A 20,488-nucleotide genomic window follows, 5' to 3' on the forward strand; every position below is an offset into this window, starting at 1 on the left:
TCACTCCTCGTCGAGCAGCCCCAGTTCGGCCCAGATGGTCTTGCCGTCGGTGGTGTGGCGGCTGCCCCAGCGCTGGGTGAGCTGGGCGACCAGCAGCAGGCCCCGGCCCCCCTCGTCCCAGGTCCGGGCGCGGCGCAGATGCGGGGCGGTGTGGCTGGTGTCGGACACCTCGCAGATCAGGGTGTCCGTGTCGTGGATCAGACGCAGCCGGATCGGATGCGCGCCGTACCGGATGGCGTTGGTGACCAGCTCGCTGACCACCAGCTCCGTCGTGAACGACGCCACGCTCAGCTCCCAGACGCCGAGCTGCTCGACGACCTGCTTGCGGATCGGGGCGACCAGCGCCGGGTCGGCCGGAATGTCCCACGTGGCCACGCGGGACGCGGACAGTCCGCGCGTACGGGCCACCAGCAGGGCCACGTCGTCGCAGGCGCCGCCCGCGGGGAGCAGGGTGTGCAGCACGCGGTCGCAGGTCTCGTCCAGCGAACCGCCGGCCCCCGCGACCGCCTCGTGCAGCAGCCGGAGCCCCGCCGCGTCGTCACGGCCCCGGGCCTCGATCAGACCGTCCGTGTAGAACGTCAGCAGACTGCCCTCCGGCAGATACAGCTCGACGCTCTCGAACGGCAGCCCGTCCAGGCCGAGCGCCGGCCCCTCCGGCACCTCGACCTCCGCCGGTTCGGCGCCCGGCGCCATCAGCAGCGGTGCCGGGTGCCCCGCGCTGGCCATCGTGCAGCGCCGGGACACCGGGTCGTACACCGCGTACACACAGGTGGCGCCGACCTCGCCGGGGTTGCCCCCGTCGCCGGACTCCTCGGAGAGCCGGACCACCAGGTCGTCGAGGTGGGTGAGCAGTTCGTCCGGGGCGAGATCGATGTCGGCGAGGGTGCGGACTGCCGTGCGCAGCCGGCCCATGGTGGCCGACGCCTGGACGCCCTGTCCGACCACGTCCCCGACGACCATCGCGACGCGCAGCCCGGACAGCGGGATCACGTCGAACCAGTCGCCGCCCACCCCGGCCCGCGCGGCCGGCAGATACCGGGAGGCGGCGTCGACGGCCGCCGTGCGGGGCAGGGTCAGCGGCAGCAGGCTGCGCTGGAGCGCCAGGGCCGTCTGCCGCTCGCGCGAGTACCGGCGGGCGTTGTCGAGACAGACCGCGGCCCGCGCGGTGACCTCCTCGGCGAGCAGCACGTCGTCCGGGGTGAACGGGTCGGGCCGCCGGTAGCGGACGAAGACGGCGACACCGAGGGTGATGCCGCGGGCCTGGATCGGCACGGACATCGCGGAGTGCACCCCGATCTGCCGGATCCGCTCGCTGCGCGCCCGGGCCGTGGCCAGCCAGGGCTCCAGATCGCCGTCGGCCGTCGAGGCGAGGACGGTGTGGCCCGCGGTGAGGGAGCCGGCCTGCGGCGAGGCCGCCGGGTAGGTGTCGGTGTCCCCGGGCTTGATCGCGGCCTCGGGGGTCCCGGCGTTCAGCGACCGGTGCGCTGCACGGCGCAGGGTGAGCGGGGCGGCGAGCCGGCTCGGGGGCTCGCCGCCGTAGTCCTCGGGGTCGAGCAGGTCGACGCTGACGAAGTCGGCGAGCGCGGGGACGCAGACGTCCGCGAGTTCCTGTGCGGTGCGGGTGATGTCGAGGGTGCTGCCGATCCGCACACTCGCCTCGTTCAGCAGCTGGAGCCGCTCTCGGGCCAGGAAGCTCTCGGTGATGTCGTGTGCCGCGAGGCAGACGCCCCGTACCCGCCCCTGCCGGTCGGTGACCGCCGCGAGCCGGGCCAGCCAGGCCTGCGCGCGGTCCGCGCGGTCGGGGCTCAGCTGGGTGCGGACGTCCATGGGGCGCCCGGTGGTGAGGACCTGGAGCAGATGGCCCTCCACCTCCGCGCTCTGTCGCCGGCCGCCGATCTCGGACAGCCGCAGACCCCGGAGCCGGTCCGCGGGCAGTCCGAGGACCTCGGACATCGCGGTGTTGAGGGTGCGCAGCCGCAGCCGGTCGTCGAAGACGGCCACGGCACAGGGGGACTGGGTGAGGGCGGCCGTGTCGAGGGTGTCGTCGGCGGGCCCGGGCTGCTCCACGGGGCTGACCAGCAGCCAGTCGGCCGGTCCGCCGCCCGGCGGGCGACGGTGGTGGACGAGCATCCACACCCGGACCGTACGGCCGTCGCGGTGGCGCAGCGTGAGCGTGCCGTCCCAGCGGGGGCTCCGCAGCCTGGGCCGTTCACCCACGAGGAAGTCGGTGGCCGGCCGGCCGACCATCTCGGCGGTGGTCCAGCCGAGCACACGACGGGCGCCCTCGTTCCACTCGACGACGTCGCCCCGGGCATCGATGACCGCCCGAGCCGTCGAGGCTTCGTCGAACGGGTAGTCCGGGCTCATCGTCGCCACTCCCACGTGCACACTCACAGTGAACAGGAGGTCACTTGGGTCAAGCGTAGTGCGTTCCGCCGCATCGTGACCGGGAAGCCCTCAGGTGCCCGAACAGGGTGGTCAAGAGCGGTCAGAAGGAATCGGACCGTGCACCACATGGCACGCGGGAGACGGATCCGGCCGATCGCGCGCCCACGGCCGACCCGGGTGACCGTAGACCCGACCTCTCCGCGTGGCAGGCCGTCGGAATCTGGTCCTTTCACGATCGGTACTGAGTGCTTCCTGGCCGCGAATGAAGGCAGTTGAACTACCAACGAACGCCGAGGGGGTGATCGGTGTCCCGCGCGGACGGGCCCGTCCCGTCCGGACCGTTGACGGGGTGTCATGACTGGAACAACCATGGCGGGCGACCGCCACTGGGAGCGCTCCCAGCGACGGGAGCCACCCGCGCCTCGCCACCCGCACCTCGCAGAGGAGCCCCGAAGTGCAACGACGCAGAACCGCCCTGCTGACCCTGACGGCCCTGCTCGCCACCGCCCTGACCGCACTGCCCGCCGGCGCCGAGGAGACCGAGCGGCTCCGCAACGGCACCTTCGACACCACCACCGAGCCATGGTGGACGACCAGCAACGTCACGGCCTCTCCCGTCGAGGGGCGGCTCTGCGCGGAGGTGCCCGGAGGCACCGCCAACCGCTGGGACGCGGCCGTCGGCCAGAGCGGCATCACCCTGGTCAAGGGCGAGACGTACCGCTTGTCCTTCAAGGCGTCGGGCGCGCCCGAGGGGCAGGTCGTCCGGGCGGTGGTGGGGCTCTCGCAGGAGCCGTACGACACGTGGTTCGAGGCCTCCCCGCACCTCGAACCCGGCGGGGGCGCGTACGCGTACACCTTCACCTCGCCCGTCGACACGACCCTCGGCCAGGTCGCGTTCCAGGCCGGCGGCGGCGCGGACGACTGGCGGTTCTGCATGGACGACGTCTCGCTGCTCGGCGGAGTGGCGCCCGAGCCGTACGAGCCGGACACCGGGCCCCGCGTCCGGGTCAACCAGGTGGCCTATCTGCCCTCGGGGCCGAAGAACGCCACCGTCGTCACGGACGCGGCCCGGCGGCTGCCCTGGCAGCTGAAGAACGCGGCCGGCCGGACCGTCGCGCACGGCTGGACCGTCCCGCGCGGCACCGACGCCTCCTCCGGGGAGCCCGTGCACTCCCTCGACTTCGGCGCCTTCCGCGGCCGAGGACAGGGCTTCACGCTGGTCGCGGACGGTGAGACGAGCCGCCCCTTCGACATCGACGCGAGCGCCTACGACAAGCTGCGGCTCGACGCGCTGAAGTACTACTACACCCAGCGCAGCGGCACCCCGGTCCGCGACGACCTGCGCCCCGGCTACGGCCGCCCCGCGGGCCACGTCGACGTGGCACCCAACCAGGGCGACGGCGCGGTCCCCTGCCGGGCGGGGGTCTGCGACTACACACTCGACGTCACCGGAGGCTGGTACGACGCGGGCGACCACGGCAAGTACGTCGTCAACGGCGGTATCTCGACCTGGGAGGTGCTGAGCACGTACGAACGCGCCCTGCACGCCCGCACCGCCGATCCCGGCCGGCTCGGCGACGGCACCCTCGCCATCCCGGAGAGCGGCAACAAGGTGCCGGACATCCTCGACGAGGCCCGCTGGGAACTGGAGTTCCTGCTGAAGATGCAGGTGCCGGCCGGGCAGCCGCTGGCCGGGATGGCGCATCACAAGGTGCACGACGAGCAGTGGACGGGCCTGCCGCTGCTGCCGGACGACGACCCGCAGCCGCGCGCACTGCACCCGCCGACCACCCAGGCCACCCTGAACCTCGCCGCCACGGCGGCCCAGGCGGCCCGGCTCTACCGCCCCCACGACCGCCGGTTCGCGGCACGCGCCCTCACCGCCGCGCGCACGGCCTGGTCGGCGGCGCTCGCCCACCCCACCACGTACGCCGATCCCAACGACGGCACCGGCGGCGGCGCCTATCCCGACGACGACGCCACCGACGAGTTCTACTGGGCCGCCGCCGAGCTGTATCTCACCACCGGCGAGAAGCAGTTCGAGCGCCACATCCTCGGCTCACCCGTCCACACGGCCGACATCTTCGGCCCGCTCGGCTACGACTGGGCGCGCACGGCCGCCGCGGGCCGCCTGGACCTCGCGACCGTGCCCAACCGGCTCCCCGGCGGGGACCGGGTCCGCCGCTCGGTGACCCGGGGCGCCGACACCTACCTCGCCACCCTGGACGCACAGGCCTACGGGATGCCGTACGCCCCCGGCGACAACCGCTTCGACTGGGGCTCCAACCACCAGATCCTGCACAACGCGGTCGTCCTCGCCACCGCCTACGACCTCACGGGCGACCGGAAGTACCGGGACGGTGCCCTGGAGAGCATGGACTACCTGCTCGGCCGCAACGCGCTGAACATCTCGTACGTCACCGGGTACGGCGAGGTCGCCGCGCACCACCAGCACAGCCGCTGGTACGCCCGCCAGCTCGACCCCAAACTGCCGTCACCGCCGGCGGGCACCCTCGCCGGGGGACCCAACTCGAGCATCCAGGACCCCCTCGCGCAGGAGAGACTCCAGGGCTGCGTGGGCCAGTTCTGCTACATCGACGACATCCAGTCCTGGTCGACGAACGAACACACGATCAACTGGAACTCGGCCCTGGCCAGGATGGCGTCCTTCGTGGCCGACCAGGGCCGAGCGCCGGCAGACCGGCCGGTCAGGGGGTGACGTTCTCGACCGGGAGGGTGTGCCCCTCGCCCGCGATGTAGTAGTCCGTGGGCGAGGAGAACACCACGAACTCGTTGTCGTCGCGGTCGATCTTGGCGCGGAGCATGAAGTTGCCGCTCGCGTCGGTGGTGGTCTGCGCGTTGTACGCGTTCTCGAAGTAGGTCCGCAGGAGCACCCGGGTGCCCGCGACGGGGCCGAGCCCGGCCGGCCAGGCGACCTTGCCGGTCACGATGAGGTACTCGCCCTCGCGGACCTTGCGCTTGTTGACCTGGTAGGTGAGCGTGCTCGACTCGGCCTGCACGTTCACCGTGGTGTCCGCGGAGACGTAACCCGGGTCGGCGGGATCGGCGTCGTGGCTCGCGTAGAACACCACCTCGTGGCGGGGGAAGAGCGTGCGGCCCGGCGTGCTCGGCACCCGGTCCGCGGGCACGTCCTCCAGTACGAACCTGCCGTTCGCGTCCGTGCGCACGGTGCCGAGGTCCCGGCCCTCTCCCGTGATCGGGTCGATCGGGTCGCCCCACGGGTTCCAGGTGTTGAACAGCAACGACGCCTGAAGCCTGACCGGCGCGTCGGCCGCGGGTGTGCCGTCGGGCCGGGTCAGGGTGCCGGACAGATCGACCGTGCGGTGGCCGAAGTCGGTGGTGTCGGAACTGCTGGTGAGGGTCAGCCGGTAGTCGTCCTCGTCCGCCGCGTGGGCGGACGGCACGGCCACCGCCGTGGCCGCCAGGACGAGGGCGGCGACGGCGGTCGGCCAGGCGGCCATTGAGCGCATGGACATGTGAACTCCCCGTGGTCAGGTGAGGTGTTGGTCCCCCGGTGTACCCGTGGTGCGGGTACGTGAGGTGTGACACCGGGATGACGCCGGGGGTTGTACGGACTCTTCGGGGAGGCTCGGTCGGTGCTCGTCGCGCCGGTGCGCGGTGAGGGTGTGCAGTCGGGCCGGGTCCAGCGGTTCGTGGATCTCGACGTACTCGCCGTGCGGCAGCCGTCTGACGCGTCCCGTCTCCCGGCCGTGCTCCACCAGCTCCCGGTCGCGGAGCTGGAGACCCAGGCAGACACGCCGGGTGACGACGAGGACGACGGCCGGCACGACGAACACGCCGATGCGCACCGCCCAGGTCACGGCGTTGATGGACAGATGCAGACGGGTCGCCACGATGTCGTTGCCACCGCCCGCCAGCAGGACGAGATAGAGGCTGATCCAGGCCGCGCCGATCGCCGTGCGCACGGGCCGGTCGCGGGGCCGGTCCAGCAGATGGTGCTCGCGGTCGGCACCCGTGAACCTGGCCTCCAGGAACGGGTAGACGCCGATGAACAGCAGGAGCAGCGGGAAGGCCACGATCGGGATCAGCACCCCCAGGACAAGGGTGTGACCCCACAGAGTGATCTCCCAGCCGGGCATCACCCGGACCAGCCCCTCGGCGAAGCCCAGGTACCAGTCGGGCTGGGCGCCCGTGGAGACCTGGTCCGCGCGGTACGGGCCGTAGCTCCACACGGGGTTGATGCTCGCCACCGCCGCGATCACCGTGAGGACACCGAAGACCAGGAAGAAGAACCCGCCCGCCTTCGCCAGGTAGACCGGCATGAACGGGGCGCCCACCACGTTGCGTTCGGTGCGGCCGGGCCCCGCGAACTGGGTGTGCTTGTGGTACACGACCAGAATGAGGTGCGCCACGATCAGCGCTGCCATGATGCCGGGGATCACCAGGATGTGCAGCGAGTAGAAACGCCCCACGATGTCGTGGCCCGGGAACTCGCCGCCGAACACGAACATCGACAGATACGTGCCCACGATCGGTACGGACAGCAGGGCGCCGTCGACGAACCGCAGACCGGTGCCGGACAGCAGGTCGTCGGGGAGCGAGTAGCCGAACAGCCCCTCGAACAGGCCGAGGAAGAGCAGGCTCCAGCCGAACAGCCAGTTGACCTCGCGCGGCCTGCGGAACGACCCCGTGAAGAAGTGCCGCATCATGTGCGTGAGCATCGCGGCCACGAAGACCAGCGCCGACCAGTGGTGGATCTGCCGGATCAGCAGACCGCCGCGCACGTCGAAGCTGATGTCCAGCGTCGAGGCGTACGCCTCCGACATCCGCACACCGTTCAGCGGGGTGTAACTGCCGTCGTACACCACCTCGTTCATCGACGGATGGAAGAAGAACGTCAGCCACACACCGGTCAGGACCAGCACCACGAAGCTGTAGAGACAGATCTCCCCGAGCAGGAAGGACCAGTGGTCGGGGAAGACCTTGCGCAGGTACTTCCTGCCCAGGGTGTGGGTGCCGAGCCGGCCGTCGAACCAGTCGGCGACGCGCTCGCCCCGCCCGGGCCGCTCCACGGTTCTCACGCGTCCTCCCTGGGCACGTGGGTGAGCTTGTCGGGGTTGGAGACGATGTAGATGTCGGAGACCCGCTCGCCGTCGGGGGTGAGGTCCATGACCATCACCGCATACGGGTTCTCGCCCTGGAACAGCACCGCCGCCGCGTCCCCGTTGACCTGCCGGTAGCGCAACTCCAGCCGCTTCGACGCTCCCTTCCCCGCGAACCCGGCGATGAGCCGGACGGCCTTGTCCCGGCCGTGCACCGGGCGCGGTCCGGCCGCGCTTCTGCCGCCGCCGTCCGACCACACCGTCACGTCCGGCGCGAGGATCTCCATCAGCTCGGCTATGTTCCCGCCGAGCGCCGCCCGCACGAACCGCTCGGTCGCCTCCCGGCGCACCCGCGGATGCGCCTGGTACAGCGGCCGCCGCGCGTGCACATGGGCCCGCGCCCGGTGCGCGAGCTGCCGTACGGCCGCGGGGGAGCGGTCGATGATGTCCGCGATCTCGGTGTGCGCGTACCCGAACACCTCGTTGAGGACGAACACCGCCCGCTCCAGCGGGGTCAGCGACTCCAGCACCACCAGCAGCGCCAGCGACACGGACTCGGCGCGCAGCGCCGGATCGTCGTCGGCGACCAGCGGCTCGGGCAGCCACGGGCCGACGTAGGTCTCCTGACGGCGGACGATCGCCGCGCGCCGGGCGAGCGCGTGGTTCACGGCGACGCGCACCAGGTACGCGCCCGGGCGCTCGATCTCCGTCAGGTCGCGTCCCCGGCCCCGGGCCGTCCACGACAGCCAGGTCTCCTGGAGGACGTCCTCGGTGTCGGCGACGCTGCCGAGGATGTTGTAGACGAGGCCGAACAGCAGCTCACGGTTGTCGACGTACACCCCCGTGGCCTCGTCCAGCGGGTCGTCGGTGTCGGGAACAGGTGTCTCGGACATGCATGGCCCTCCGCAGCGGTGCTCTCGCTCACCACTGGGAGGGGCCGAACGGGCCGGAATGTGACATGGATCGGGCCGGATGTGACCCACGTCTCACGGAAATATCTCGCCCGGTACCGTCTCGCGTCCGCCATGAGCAGGCGATATTTACGAGTAAGTACCCCGGCGGTACCGTTGGGGCATGCCAGCTCTCAACGTGGAGTTCAGTGACCGCGAACTGGAGGATCTCCGGCAGATCGCCAAGGAGCGCGGTACGTCGATGAAGGCGCTCGTGCGCGAGGCCGCCGCCGCGGACATCGCCCGGCACCGGGCGCTGAAGGAGGGCGCGGCGGCGTTCCGCCAGTTCTTCGCGTCCCATGCCGACGAGTTCGCCGCCGCGTTCCCCGAGGACGAACCGTCCGCGGCGGCCCGGGACGTCGGGCGGGTCGGCTGACCGATGACCGCCGCCCCCGTCATCCACATCGACGTCCCCTGGCTGCTCCAGCGCCACGAGGAGGTCCTGCCGGACCAGCCGACGGTCAACGACTTCTCCGCCCTGGTCGCCGCCGTCGCCCGGCACCGGGTCGACCCACCGCGGCTCGGCGTGGACTCCGACCCGGCCTGGCGGGCCGCCGCGCTGCTGCACACCCTCGCCCTGCTCAAACCGCTGCCCTCGGCCAACGCCCGTTTCGCCTGCGCGACCGCGGTGGCCTACATGTTCGTCAGCGATGTCGGCATCGACCCGCCGTACGGGGCGCTGGTGGACCTCGCCCGCGATCTGATCGACGGCAAGACGGACGTGTACGGCGCGGCGGACCGGCTGCGCTCCTGGCAGATCTGAGCCCGCGCGTGCCCCCTGGCGCCGGGCTCCCTTCCCGGGGCCGCCGGCCGAGGGCGGAGGATCGGGGCCGGCGGCCCGTTTCGCGCAGGAGAGCCGCCGTCCTGCACGTGGCCTCGCGGGAAGGGCCGGGTCCAGTGCACTACCGGGGCGGTGCGCGCGGGGAGCGTGCGCGCTGCTCCGGCGCGGGCGTGTGAATCACACGGGGTGCTCGGAATGACAAAATCCGAGCGGTGTGGTGTGCGGTTCTTGTTGTCTGACTTTCCATCAGCGTTATGGATGTTGCCCAAGTGCCTTGTTGGCCTTGAGTGACGTGTGCGAGGGTTTAGCCCCCTGGGGGGTAATGACCGGGGGCTCACGGTCCCGTCGAGGAACGGGATCGGGCGAGTCACCGGTGAATTCACGCTCCCCGCGACCACGCCTTAAAGGTACGCACCATTTTGGGCCCCTTTCGGCGACCGAAAAACCTGTGTGTCACGCGCGCGTGGGAAGGAATCCGCTCAGTGCCCACCCCCCACCCTCCTCGTCCGCCCCACCCGCCGACCGGCGGGGTGCCCGGAGAATCCGACGAGTCCCTCGCCGCCCGGCTCAGCGGCACCACGGACACCGAAGTCGCGCACTCCACCGCGGTGCTCATGGCCCGGCACTGGCGGCCCGTCGAGGACTACGCGGTCATCTGCCTGGCCACGTCGGCCGACCTGGCGGCCATGGTCACGGCGGCCGCCTTCCACCAGGTGTTCGACCGCCTGACGCTGGGCGAGCCGGGTGTCGCACTGCGGCCGCGGCTCCTCGTCGCCGCCCGGGACGTCGTCCGGCAATGGTCCACCGAGGAACGAATAGTGGCGGTACTCCCGGACTTGCGGAAACCGGCCGGTGGCCGTGGCATGCGCACAACAAAGTCGCCGACGCCGGAAAATCGCGTCCTCGCGGAACGCGCATTCCAGGGCCTTACCGCACTCAACCAGTGTCTGCTCTGGCACACCGAGGTCGAAGCGGAGCCGATAACCGTTTCCGCCAATCTGCTCGGCCTGGATCCCGACAGCGCGTCGGCAGGACTCGAACAGGCACGTGACAAATTCCGCGAAGGACTTGTCCGGGCCCACCGGCAACTCGCACCCAGCAAAGACTGTGGCTACTACAACCGCCTCCTCGACGTTCCGATTCGGCGCGGCGGAGCCCTCCTGCCCGATGTGCAGCAGCATCTCGCCGAGTGCCGCTACTGCCGCGACGCGGCCGAACAACTGAGCCACATCGAGGGCGGTCTGGACATCCTGCTCGCCGAGGCCGTGCTCGGCTGGGGCGGACGCCGCTACCGGGACTCACGGCCCGGCCGCACCGAACCGGGCCCCCGCGGCCGGGGCACGGGCCGCCGCGGCGACGGAGGGGCCGGACGGCACCGGACCGTGCCGCGCTTCACCCTGCCGTTGCGCCGCGCCGCCGGCGGCCCGCGCTCCTCACGCGCGCTGCTCACCGGCGTCGGCCTGGTCTCCGCAGGACTGCTCGCGGTGGTCCTGGCGGCCACCGTGTGGGGCGACGGCGGCGACTCCGACCCGATCGCGTCGGACAGCGCGGGCGGCGGCACCGAGAGAGCGCCCGCCACCCCGCCGGACACCGCGGGACTGCCGAACTCGGGCGAGCGGACCCGGCTGCGCAACGTGGGCGCCGACGGGTGCCTCGCCGTCCGCGGCGAGGCGAAGGCCGGCGCCGGGACCGAACTCGTCGAGTGCTCCTCCGACGTCTCCCAGCAGTGGACGTACGACGCGGACGGCATGCTGCGGAGCGTGGCCGCGCCGGAGCTGTGCCTGGACTCGCACGCCGACGCGGGTGTGGTGATCCTCGGCAGTTGCGCGGAGGAGGACCAGGAGCGGGCCGACGACGTGCGCTACGACCTCACCGTGCAGGGCGAGTTGCTGGCGCGCTGGGACGAGGGGCTGGCGCTCGCGTCCGCCACGGAGGAGCTGTCGTCGGACATCGTCGTCAAGGTCCGGGACCGGTCCGACGGACAGCGGTGGGTGATCGACTCGCCCACGGAGAGCCCCGGATCCCTGTCGGAGGGCGCGGCCGATCCCGTCGGGGGCGCCGTGAAGATCGCGGACCTGGGGTAGGCGGGGGCGTCCGGACGGCCGGCCGCCGTCGGGTGGCCCCGGTCACTCGTCGAGGTCCGCCGCCGTGAGTGTGGTGGGTGTCGTGTGGCCCGACAGGGCCAGGGTCAGGTCCAGTTCGGCCAGGAGGCAGCGGATGACGTGCTCCACCCCGGACTGGCCGTCCAGGCCCAGGCCGTAGACGTACGGGCGCCCCACCAGGACCGCCCGCGCCCCGAGCGCGAGCGCCTTGGCCATGTCGTCGCCCGTGCGGACGCCGCTGTCGAACAGCACGGTGAGACGGTCTCCGGCCGCCTCGGCGACCCGCGGCAGCGCGTCCGCCGCCGCCACCGAGCCCGCGACCTGCCGGCCGCCGTGGTTGGACACCACCACACCGTCCATACCGGCATCGGCCGCCAACAGGGCGTCGTCCGGGTGCAGTACGCCCTTCAGGACGATCGGACCGCTCCAGTTCTCCCGCAGGAACGCCAGGTCCGGCCAGGTCTTCGCGGGATCGGAGAACAGGCTCACGAAGTGCATCACCGCCGCGTTCGGATCCTCGTGCACGGGCTTGGCGAGGCCCGCCCGGAACGCCGGGTCGGTGAAGTAGTTGGCGGTGCCCACGCCCCGCAGGAACGGCAGATACGCCTGGTCCAGGTCCCGGGGCCGCCAGGAGATCATCGGTGTGTCCAGCGTGACCACCAGCACCGAGAAGCCGCACGCCTTCGCCCGCCGCAGGAAGCTCAGCGTCACCTCGGGGTCCTTGGGCCAGTACAGCTGGAACCAGCGCTCGGCGTCCCCCATCGCCTCCGCGACCTGCTCCATGGGTGTGCTGGACGCCGAGGACAGGATGAACGGCACACCCTGCGCGGCCGCGGCGCGGGCGGCGGCCGGTTCGGCTCCGGGGTGCATGATCGACAGCACACCGACCGGCGCGAGGGCCAGTGGGGCGGGCAGCGAGCGGCCGAGCACCTCGACCGAGAGGTCGCGCTCGTGCACGTCGCGCAGCATCCGCGGCACGATCCGGCGCCGCCGCAGGGCCTCGCGGTTGGCGCGGGCGGTACTGCCGTCACCGGCGCTGCCCGCCACATAGCCCACCGGACCGGGGCCGAGCCGCTGCTCGGTGAGCTCCTCCAGGCGGGTCAGATCGGTCGGCAGCCGCGGGACCGCGCCCGTCATGCCGTTGAGGTAGATCTCGTACTGGAAGTCCGCCCAGTGCTTGGCCATCCGTGCGTTCCCGCCTCTCGTCGAGCGCGTTGCTGCCGACGATACTGACCAGTCGGTCCGGACACGTCCAGAGGGCCGGAGTCAGGCTCTCCCCGTCGACTCCGCCAGGATCCGCGCGAGCTCCCGTCCCGGCGCCAACCTAGCGCGGGGCGCCGGCAGTCGCCGGGGACGGCCCGTCCGTCCCCGGCCCCGTGATCGGCCGTACCGGTACGTCCACCGTGCGGGCCAGCCGGGCGCCCCGCGGTCCGTACACCGCCCGGGGCTCAGGGAACAGGCGCAGCAGGGACAGGAAGAGCAGGGCCGACGTGGCCAGGGACAGCGGCAGGCCGATGTCGACGCCGTTCGCCAGTTCGCCCAGCGGGCCCACGAACTGCCCCGGGATGTTGGTGAAGAGGACGCCGACCAGCGCGGCGACCCACCAGGCCGTCAGACCACGCCAGTTCCAGCCGTGCGCGAACCAGTAACGGCCGCCCCGCTGACGGCGGTTGAACACCTGGAGCGCCTCCGGGTCGTACCAGCCGCGCCGCGTCCAGTAGCCGAGGATCATCACGACCATCCACGGGGTGGTGCACGTGATGATCATCGTGGCGAACGTGGAGATGGACTGCACGATGTCCAGCGCGAACCGCCCGACGAAGATGAACGCGATCGACACCGCGCCGACCAGCACGGTCGCCTGCACCCGCGACAGCCGGGGGAACACCGACGAGAAGTCCAGGCCGGTGCCGTACAGCGCCGTGGTGCCAGTCGAGAGGCCGCCGATCAGCGCGAGCAGGCACACCGGCAGGAAGAACCAGGACGGCGAGACGGCCAGCAGTCCGCCCACGAAGTCGGGGGCGGCCGGATCGACGTAGTCCGGCGCCTTGTTCGCGATGATGCTCGCGGTCGCGAGTCCGAACACGAACGGCAGCAGGGTCGCGATCTGCGACAGGAACGCGGCGCCGACCACCCTGCGGAGCGGTGTGCTCGCCGGGATGTACCGCGACCAGTCGCCGAGGAACGCGCCGAACGAGACCGGGTTGGAGAGCACGATCAGGGCCGCGCCGATGAACGACGGCCAGAACAGCGCCTGCGTCTCCGCGTCCGCCGAGTCCGTGAAGACACCCGCGTACGAGGGGTCGAAGTCACCGGCGAACGCGATCGCGCCGAGCAGGAAGAGGGTGGTCGCGGAGACCACGGCGACCTTGTTGACCAGCAGCATGAACCGGAAGCCGTACACGCACACCGCGAGCACCAGGACGGCGAACAGACCGTAGGCGACGGCGTACGACAGGTCGGAGCGGGTTAGGCCGAAGAGGCGGTGGGCGCCGCCGATCAGCGCGTCGCCCGAGCTCCACACCGAGATCGAGAAGAACGCGACCGCGGTCAGCAGGGAGAGGAACGAGCCGACCACCCGGCCGTGCACACCGAGGTGCGCCGACGAGGAGACGGCGTTGTTGGTGCCGTTGACCGGGCCGAACACGGCCATCGGGCAGAGGATCAGCGCGCCCGCGGCGACGCCGAGCAGCGTGGCGGCGAGACCCTGCCAGAAGGAGAGCCCGAACAGGATCGGGAAGGCGCCGAGGACGCAGGTGGAGAAGGTGTTGGCGCCGCCGAACGCGAGCCGGAACAGATCCAGGGGAGTCGCCGTGCGGTCGGCGTCGGGGATCCGCTCCACACCGTGGGTCTCGACCTCGGTGAGCGGTGGGGGAGTGGGGGCCTGTGGTGCCTGGGACATCTGGTGACCCTAGGGCCGGCCCCCGGCCCCGGACCAGTGGACGCTTCATCCAGCTTTCGCGGGCGGGGTGGATGAATCGACCGGCCCGGACCAGGGGTTCTCAGGACTTGTCCGTCTCCGGCGCCTCCCCGGTCCCGTCCTCCGCACCGTCCTCCGCACCGCCCTCGGTGCCGGCCTCCGGTTCCGCGTCCGGACCCTGCGCGCGGACCCGCTGGACCTGCTCCAGGGAGTCGCGCAGTTCGGTCAGCCAGTCGTCCGTGTGCCGCTGCACCAGCCGTACGCACCAGGCGAGCGCGTCGCTGCGGCTGCGGGCCACCCCGCCCGCGATCAGGGTGTCGAGGACCTGGCGCTCGGGCTGCCGCAGCCGGGTCATCACGGGGGCGGCGACATGGGTGTACAGCGCCCGTTCGGCGCCGCACCGCACGCCCCAGGACACCTTGCGGCCGAACCGGTGCTCCGCCTCGCGGGCGACCGCCATCCGCGTCTCGCGCGTCCGCTCCCGGAACTCCTGGATCCGGCTCTGCACGGCCGCCTTCCGCTCGGCGTCCGACGCGTCCTCCGCCAGCCGGGGTTCGGGGATGCGCCCGACCACGGTGATCTCCTCGCGGTCGGCCGTCACCTCGGCCACCTCCTCGAAGAGGTCGTCCGGCAGCCGGCCCGCGAACCAGCCGCGCAACTTCTGAGTCTGCTCTGTTGTAACCATGTAATCACCATTACTCCGCAACACCGCGAAGACAAGGGGTCGCGGAGGCTCCGCCGAGAGCTCAATCGGAATGTTTCAGGCCGATTAACGGGCCGGGGCAAAACGGCCATTCGGCCATCGGTGACGATCAAGAACCGCACGGTTGAGCGGTTGTGGCGTCCGCCCTCCGTCACTTCACGCCACTGATTCAATACGCAATGTTACTGAAAGCGATGGGGTCGAGATGTCTTTCGGCGCCGGACTCGGCAGACTCGCGCTCGCCGCATCGGGGCCCCACCGGGCTCCGGTCGGTATCCCGTCGGCAGTCCGCCGACCACAAGCGGAAGGATGCACACAATGCGGAACACCGCGCGCTGGGCAGCGACCATCGGCCTCACCGCCACGGCCGTCTGCGGTCCTCTCACCGGATCCGCCCTCGCCGAACCCGCCCACACCCCGGCGTCGCTCTACGCCCCGTCGGCCCTGGTGCTCACCGTGGGCCGGGGCGAGGCCGCCACCGCGGCCGCCCCGGAGCGTGCCGTCACCCTCAGCTGCGCGCCGGCGCCGAGCGGCACGCACCCGGCGCCCGGCGAGGCCTGCGCCGAACTGGCCGACGCCGACGGCGACTTCGACGCCCTCGGCAGCGAGACCGGCGTGATGTGCACGCGGGAGTACCGGCCCGTGGTCGTCACCGTCTCCGGCGTCTGGCAGGGGCAGCGCGTCGCCTACGAGCGCGTGTTCTCCAACGACTGCATGAAGCGCTCCCACGGGATCAGCGTCTTCTCCTTCTAGGGACCGGGGTCGCGGGTCCCCCGTGAGCGCGGCAAGCGGCCCACGGATGGGGAGTGTGGGCCCCTGACGCGGGGCATCCGCGATCTCGCACAGAGGGTCGGTGGGCGGAGTGGGGCCGCCTGCCGACCCTCGGCGTCGTTTCCGGGGATGCTGGTCGCGAGGCCCGGTCCGGTGAGAGGGAGTACGCGGTGCGCGGTGGTGTGATCGAGGTCGACGGTGCGGAGCTGTACCACGAGGTGCGGGGGAGCGGTCCCGTGCTGCTGATGATCAGTGGTGCCGGGGGAGACGCCGGCTACTACACGGACGTCGCCGAGCAGCTCGCGGACGCCTTCACCGTGATCACCTACGACCGGCGCGGCAACTCCCGCAGTACCGGCGGGGGATCGGGCGGGCCGGACGGACCGGGCGGGCCGATGGACCTGGGCCGGCAGGCCGCCGACGCCCGTGCGCTGATCGAAGGCCCGGGCGGCGGCAGGGCGTTGGTGTTCGGCAACAGCGGCGGCGCGATCATCGGCCTCACGCTGGCCGCCCTGCACCCCGAGGTGCTGACCGGCCTCGTCGCCCACGAGCCGCCCGCGGTGAACGTGCTGCCCGACGGCGACCCGGACCGCGCCTTCTTCGCGCGGATGGCGGACCTGTACGCGCAGGGCGGCGCCCCGGCGGCCGGGCGCGAGTTCGCGCGCACCACACGCGGCGAGGGGACGTACCGCTGGCCCGGTGACCTGTGGACCCGGTTCCTGGGCAATCAGGACCACCTCTTCTCCGTGGAGTGGCCCGGCTTCGGCGGCTTCCACCCCGACGAGGCCGCGCTGAAGCGGGCGTCCTTCCCGATCGTGCTGGGCGCCGGGGCCGAGGACCGGGGCACGTACTACGCCCGCCCGTCCGTTGAGATCGCCCGCCGGATCGGCGCGCCCTGGGCCGAGTTCCCCGGCATCCACATGGAGTTCCTGCGCGCACCCGCGGTCTTCGCGGCTGCGCTGCGGCCGCTGCTGACGCAGTTGCACAGCCGTACCGGTGACGTCCCCGAGATGTGGGAGCGGGACCGACCCCGCGGCGGAACATTGCGTATGCCTTGACAGGTATATAACCGGCGGGGAATATGGAGTCATGTCCGACGACCCGCTCTGGTCCGCCCTCGCCGATCCGCACCGGCGGGCCATCGTCGCGCTGCTCCTGGAGCGGCCGCGGTCGGTGGGCGAGATCGTGGCGGAATGCGGTCTGAGCCAGCCGGGCACGTCCAAGCATCTGAGGGTGCTGCGGGACGCGGGGCTCGTGCGGGTGCGGCAGGACGCGCAGCGGCGCGTCTACGCCCTCGACCCCGCCCCCATCGCCGCGCTCGACGCCTGGCTCGCGCCCTACCGCACGCTGTGGAACCGCAGCCTGGACACCCTGGGCCGCCGCCTCGACGAGACGCCGGACAGCACCGAGTCCACCCCACCGAAGGAATGATCCACCATGCCCGCCGACCTCACCGGTACCTTCCTGACCCTCGACGACGGCCGCCCCGCGATCCGGTTCAGCCGGGAGTACGACCACTCCGTCGACCGGGTCTGGCACTTCGTCACCGACCCGGACGAACTCGCCGGATGGTTCCCCTCCCGCGCCGAGATGGACCTGCGGCCGGGCGGGGCCGTGACGTTCTCCGGCGACCCCGCCATGGAGGAGTTCACCGGCACGATGATCGCCGTGGACCCGCCCCGCCACCTCTCCTTCGACTGGGGCGGCGACGAACTGCACTTCGACCTGGAGCCGCTCGGCGCCACGCGCACCCGGTTCACCCTCACCAACGTGCTGGTCGCCGAGGACACCGCCGCCCGCAACGGCGCCGGCTGGGAGGTCTGCCTCTCCGCCCTGGACGCCAAGGCGCGCGGCGAGAAGGTCGAGGGAGCGCACGCCGGCGCCGAGGCACCCTGGAAGGGGTTCTACGACGGCTACGTCGACGCCGGCTTCCCCGCGGGCGCCGAGATCCCGCGCGCCGACGCCTGACGGCTCACGCCAACTGCCGCCGCACCAGCTCGTGCAGCCGCCCGCCCGTGTCCGCCAGCAACTGCGCGGGCGGGCCCTGCTGGGCGACCCGGCCGTTCTCCATGACGATCACCCGGTCCGCGTCGCGCACCGTCGACAGCCGGTGCGCGATCACGATCCGGGTGGCGTCAAGCGCCTTGGTGCTCTCGATGACCTGCCGCTGCGTCTCGTTGTCGAGGGCGCTGGTCGCCTCGTCGAAGAACAGGATCCGCGGCCGGCGGATCAGCGCCTGGGCGATCATCAGCCGCTGACGCTGACCGCCGGACACCGCGCCGTTGCCCGCGACGATGGTGTGCAGACCCATCGGCATCCGCTTGATGTCCTCGGCGAGCCCCGCCATCTCGGCCGCCGCCATGGCCTCTTCGGGCGTGCAGGGCTCGGTGCCGCAGATGACGTCCAGGATCGACCCGGTGAACGGCTGCGCGTGCTGGAGCACCACCCCGCACTGCCGCCGCACCGCCGACTGGTCCAGCGCCGCCAGGTCCTGCCCGTCGTACAGGACGCTCCCGGAGACCGGCCTGTCGAAGCCGATCAGCAGACGCAGCAGCGTCGACTTGCCGCAGCCGCTCGGTCCGACGACCGCCACGAACTCGCCCGCCCGCACCTCGAACGACACGTCGTCCAGGACCAGCGGCCCGTCGTCGGAGTACCGGAACGACAGCCGCCGCGCCTCGATCGCGCCCGTCAGCGGACCCGGCCGGGTGCTCGCCGTACGTACCTCGGGCGTGGCGTGCAGCACCGGCTTGATCTCCTCGTACAGCGGCAGCGCGCCCACCGCCGAGACGAAGGCGCCGGTCAACTGGGTGACCGAGGTCAGGACCATGGTCACCGAGGTGTTGAACGCGAGGAAGTCGGCGGCGGACATCGAGCCCCGTGCCGGGCCCGCGAGGAGCATGAACATCAGCAGCGAGCACACCGGCAGATACACCGCGCCGAGCACGGTGGTCAGGTTCTTGATCCGGCCGACCCGCTGCTGGAGCTCCCGGCTGCGCGCGAACTCGCCCGCCCACGCGGCGTACGCGTAGTTCTCGGCGGCCGCGATCCGCAGCTTCGGCAGTCCGCGCAGGGTCTGGAACGCCTGGTTGTTCAGCTTGTTGGTGAGCACGACCAGGCGGCGCTGCCAGCGCACCTGCCACAGCCCGAGCCCGAGGAACACCGCCGCGATCACCACGAGCATGCCGATCGCGGCGAGCGCCATGGGCACGCTGAACCACAGCAGCAGCCCCAGGTTCATCGTGCCGACGGTCACCGACTGCGCGACCACCGGGCCGACCCCCGCGAGCAGCCGCCGGATCGCGCTGACACCCATGGCGGCACTGGCCAGTTCACCGGTGGAGCGCCCGGTGAAGAACGTCGTGGGCAGCCGCAGCAGCCGGTCCCAGACGGCCGGCTGGAGGGTCGCCTCGATACGGCCCTCCAGACGCAGGATCGTCATGTTCTGGAGCAGCATGAAGGTCGCCGCGACCACGCTCGACACCATCACCGCGAGACAGACCTGCACGATCAGGTCCGACTGGGCCTTCGGCACGAACTCGCCGAGCACCTTGCCCGTGGCGATGGGCACCAGCGCGCCGATCGCCACCGTCACCAGACCGCTCAGCAGCAGCCCGGTCACATCGCCGCGGGTGCCCCGCAGGGTGAACCGCAGCAGCCCGAGCGGACCGAGCCCGCGCTCGGGCAGCGGACGGTAGAACATCACCGCGCGCGGCTTGAACTCGGCCGCGTTGGCCTTCTCCACCGGCGTCTCCCGGCCGGTCGACGGATGCACCGCGACATAGCCGCCGCGCCGCCACAGCAGCGCGACCGGCGCCCCGGACAGCGCCCGGTGCCCCACCAGCGGCCCCACGTTCTCCCGCCACCAGCGCCCGTCGAGCCGCACCGCACGCGCGCGTACCCGCGAGGCCAGTGCGATGCGCTCCACCGGGTCGAGGCGGTCGCTCTCGGTGCCGCCCTGCGCGGGTTCGGCGAGCGCGATACCCGCCGCGCGGGCGACCAGCTTGCACGCGGCGTACGTCGCGTCCGCGTCCGCCGCCGTCGCGCGCCGCTCCGAGGTGCGGCCGATCGCGGCGAGCAGGGTCCGGTTCGCCTCGTCGCGCACCGCCTCACCGGCCTTGATACCGGCGGCCGTCCGGGTCTCGTGGGTGCGCTCCAGCTGCTCGATCCAGCGGTCGAGCGTGGTGAGCAGGCGGTACTGCTGGTCGACCAGGCTCTGCCACAGCGCCGGGTCCATCAGCAGATCGGCGGCGGCCTCGGCGCCGTACACCGAGCCGTACTGCACACTGCCCGGCGGCACCTGCATCCAGAACACGTCGTCGTCGGTGACCTCCTGGGGCCGTTCGTTCGCCATCGGCGCCTGGAACAGCACCGACAGACCACGGCCCACACCGAGCGCGAGGGCGTACTCCAGCGGGCTCGTCGTCGGCGGCACGTACTGCGGGTTGCCGTACGCGTCGTACGACCAGGTCTGGGTGCCGGCCGGCTGGTACAGCTCGCGCAGCTCGACGCGGTGCACCACACAGTCCCGCACCGGGCGGGCGATCAGCGTGTGCTGCGGTCCCGCGACCGGGCCGAGCAGCAGCGAACCCGTCTCCAAACGGCCCAGGTGGTGCCAGTGCCCCTGCTGTGCCGCGTCGACCGCGAACAAGTCGAGCGCGCCGGACGCGACCAGCCACAGCACCTGCGGCCCCTCCAGGTCGAGCCGGTTGTACCCCGCGCAGTCCAGACGGGTGCCGAGCGCGCCCAGCGCCCCGAGCACGAGGTCGCCCTCATCGACGGACGTCAT

The 20,488-nt window shown here is 71.9% G+C and carries 16 protein-coding genes; 8 read left to right on the forward strand and 8 right to left on the reverse strand.

The annotated features are described in order from the left end of the window. Positions 1-2,367 carry a SpoIIE family protein phosphatase gene (locus ACIQAC_RS17360; protein WP_402191809.1) on the reverse strand — a complete coding sequence of 789 codons (2,367 nt, stop codon included), beginning with the start codon at positions 2,365-2,367 and terminating at the stop codon, positions 1-3. Between the two features lie 475 nt (positions 2,368-2,842). On the opposite strand from ACIQAC_RS17360, the gene ACIQAC_RS17365 reads away from it, so the two are divergent. Further along, positions 2,843-5,107: a glycoside hydrolase family 9 protein gene (locus ACIQAC_RS17365; RefSeq protein ID WP_402191811.1), complete on the forward strand. Its 2,265-nt coding sequence runs from the start codon at positions 2,843-2,845 to the stop codon at positions 5,105-5,107. Here ACIQAC_RS17365 and ACIQAC_RS17370 read toward each other — a convergent pair. From ACIQAC_RS17370 to ACIQAC_RS17380, 3 genes are read right to left on the reverse strand one after another with little or no spacing between them, the layout of a single operon-like run. Then, positions 5,097-5,885: an acyl carrier protein gene (locus ACIQAC_RS17370; RefSeq protein WP_402191812.1), complete on the reverse strand. Its 789-nt coding sequence runs from the start codon at positions 5,883-5,885 to the stop codon at positions 5,097-5,099. The two genes, ACIQAC_RS17365 and ACIQAC_RS17370, sit on opposite strands and share 11 nt — an antisense overlap. Before the next feature lie 15 nt (positions 5,886-5,900). Further along, entirely contained in the window at positions 5,901-7,451 is a 1,551-nt protein-coding gene (locus ACIQAC_RS17375; protein WP_402191813.1) for a cytochrome bc complex cytochrome b subunit, read from the reverse strand. Then, complete coding sequence (locus ACIQAC_RS17380; protein WP_402191815.1) at positions 7,448-8,365, reverse strand: sigma-70 family RNA polymerase sigma factor; 918 nt, start codon at positions 8,363-8,365, stop codon at positions 7,448-7,450. Before ACIQAC_RS17380 ends, ACIQAC_RS17375 begins: the two co-directional genes overlap by 4 nt. A 181-nt stretch (positions 8,366-8,546) precedes the next feature. Here ACIQAC_RS17380 and ACIQAC_RS17385 point away from each other — a divergent pair, with 181 nt between their 5' ends. The 3 genes from ACIQAC_RS17385 to ACIQAC_RS17395 all read left to right on the forward strand — a co-directional run bounded on the left by ACIQAC_RS17385 (position 8,547) and on the right by ACIQAC_RS17395 (position 11,287). After that, entirely contained in the window at positions 8,547-8,798 is a 252-nt protein-coding gene (locus tag ACIQAC_RS17385) for a hypothetical protein (protein ID WP_402191816.1), read from the forward strand. A 3-nt stretch (positions 8,799-8,801) separates the two neighbouring features. Continuing rightward, the gene (locus tag ACIQAC_RS17390) at positions 8,802-9,185 is read left to right on the forward strand and encodes a toxin Doc (RefSeq protein WP_402191817.1); all 384 of its coding nucleotides are present in this window, start codon (positions 8,802-8,804) and stop codon (positions 9,183-9,185) included. A 500-nt stretch (positions 9,186-9,685) separates the two neighbouring features. Continuing rightward, positions 9,686-11,287 carry an RICIN domain-containing protein gene (locus ACIQAC_RS17395; RefSeq protein ID WP_402191819.1) on the forward strand — a complete coding sequence of 534 codons (1,602 nt, stop codon included), beginning with the start codon at positions 9,686-9,688 and terminating at the stop codon, positions 11,285-11,287. 42 nt (positions 11,288-11,329) lie between these two features. Here the strand turns inward: ACIQAC_RS17395 and ACIQAC_RS17400 are convergent, their stop codons facing one another. From ACIQAC_RS17400 to ACIQAC_RS17410, 3 genes are all read right to left on the reverse strand, one after another. Then, positions 11,330-12,490 (reverse strand): lactate 2-monooxygenase, encoded by a 1,161-nt coding sequence (locus tag ACIQAC_RS17400; protein WP_402191820.1) that lies wholly within the window; start codon positions 12,488-12,490, stop codon positions 11,330-11,332. Between the two features lie 139 nt (positions 12,491-12,629). After that, a complete protein-coding gene (locus tag ACIQAC_RS17405) occupies positions 12,630-14,207 on the reverse strand; it encodes a purine-cytosine permease family protein (RefSeq protein ID WP_402191822.1) in 1,578 nt (525 codons plus the stop codon). Between the two features lie 100 nt (positions 14,208-14,307). Next, a complete protein-coding gene (locus ACIQAC_RS17410; protein ID WP_402191823.1) occupies positions 14,308-14,910 on the reverse strand; it encodes a hypothetical protein in 603 nt (200 codons plus the stop codon). 336 nt (positions 14,911-15,246) lie between these two features. Between ACIQAC_RS17410 and ACIQAC_RS17415 the strand changes: the two genes are divergently transcribed. From ACIQAC_RS17415 to ACIQAC_RS17430, 4 genes are all read left to right on the forward strand, one after another. Next, a complete protein-coding gene (locus tag ACIQAC_RS17415; RefSeq protein ID WP_402191824.1) occupies positions 15,247-15,681 on the forward strand; it encodes a subtilase-type protease inhibitor in 435 nt (144 codons plus the stop codon). A 188-nt stretch (positions 15,682-15,869) separates the two neighbouring features. Beyond that, positions 15,870-16,757, forward strand: coding sequence for an alpha/beta fold hydrolase (locus ACIQAC_RS17420; protein WP_402191826.1), 888 nt, complete (start codon positions 15,870-15,872; stop codon positions 16,755-16,757). A gap of 31 nt (positions 16,758-16,788) precedes the next feature. Next, positions 16,789-17,130 (forward strand): ArsR/SmtB family transcription factor, encoded by a 342-nt coding sequence (locus ACIQAC_RS17425; protein ID WP_402191828.1) that lies wholly within the window; start codon positions 16,789-16,791, stop codon positions 17,128-17,130. A 6-nt stretch (positions 17,131-17,136) separates the two neighbouring features. Continuing rightward, positions 17,137-17,667, forward strand: a complete 531-nt coding sequence (locus tag ACIQAC_RS17430; RefSeq protein WP_402191830.1) for an SRPBCC family protein — start codon at positions 17,137-17,139, stop codon at positions 17,665-17,667. Positions 17,668-17,671: 4 nt separating this feature from the next. Here ACIQAC_RS17430 and ACIQAC_RS17435 read toward each other — a convergent pair whose 3' ends face one another. Next, positions 17,672-20,488: an NHLP bacteriocin export ABC transporter permease/ATPase subunit gene (locus tag ACIQAC_RS17435; RefSeq protein ID WP_402191832.1), complete on the reverse strand. Its 2,817-nt coding sequence runs from the start codon at positions 20,486-20,488 to the stop codon at positions 17,672-17,674.

Origin of the sequence: Streptomyces sp. NPDC088387 (assembly GCF_044753385.1) — a bacterium.
In the GTDB taxonomy this organism is placed as follows: Bacteria; Actinomycetota; Actinomycetes; order Streptomycetales; family Streptomycetaceae; genus Streptomyces.

Bases quoted from the DNA above. Each gene is read 5' to 3' on its own strand.
- ACIQAC_RS17360 (WP_402191809.1), bottom strand. From the start codon at position 2,367: ATGAGCCCGGACTACCCGTTCGACGAAGCCTCGACGGCTCGGGCGGTC.
- ACIQAC_RS17370 (WP_402191812.1), bottom strand. From the start codon at position 5,885: ATGTCCATGCGCTCAATGGCCGCCTGGCCGACCGCCGTCGCCGCCCTC.
- ACIQAC_RS17380 (WP_402191815.1), bottom strand. From the start codon at position 8,365: ATGTCCGAGACACCTGTTCCCGACACCGACGACCCGCTGGACGAGGCC.
- ACIQAC_RS17385 (WP_402191816.1), top strand. From the start codon at position 8,547: ATGCCAGCTCTCAACGTGGAGTTCAGTGACCGCGAACTGGAGGATCTC.
- ACIQAC_RS17390 (WP_402191817.1), top strand. From the start codon at position 8,802: ATGACCGCCGCCCCCGTCATCCACATCGACGTCCCCTGGCTGCTCCAG.
- ACIQAC_RS17400 (WP_402191820.1), bottom strand. From the start codon at position 12,490: ATGGCCAAGCACTGGGCGGACTTCCAGTACGAGATCTACCTCAACGGC.
- ACIQAC_RS17405 (WP_402191822.1), bottom strand. From the start codon at position 14,207: ATGTCCCAGGCACCACAGGCCCCCACTCCCCCACCGCTCACCGAGGTC.
- ACIQAC_RS17410 (WP_402191823.1), bottom strand. From the start codon at position 14,910: ATGGTTACAACAGAGCAGACTCAGAAGTTGCGCGGCTGGTTCGCGGGC.
- ACIQAC_RS17415 (WP_402191824.1), top strand. From the start codon at position 15,247: ATGCGGAACACCGCGCGCTGGGCAGCGACCATCGGCCTCACCGCCACG.
- ACIQAC_RS17425 (WP_402191828.1), top strand. From the start codon at position 16,789: ATGTCCGACGACCCGCTCTGGTCCGCCCTCGCCGATCCGCACCGGCGG.
- ACIQAC_RS17430 (WP_402191830.1), top strand. From the start codon at position 17,137: ATGCCCGCCGACCTCACCGGTACCTTCCTGACCCTCGACGACGGCCGC.
- ACIQAC_RS17435 (WP_402191832.1), bottom strand. From the start codon at position 20,488: ATGACGTCCGTCGATGAGGGCGACCTCGTGCTCGGGGCGCTGGGCGCG.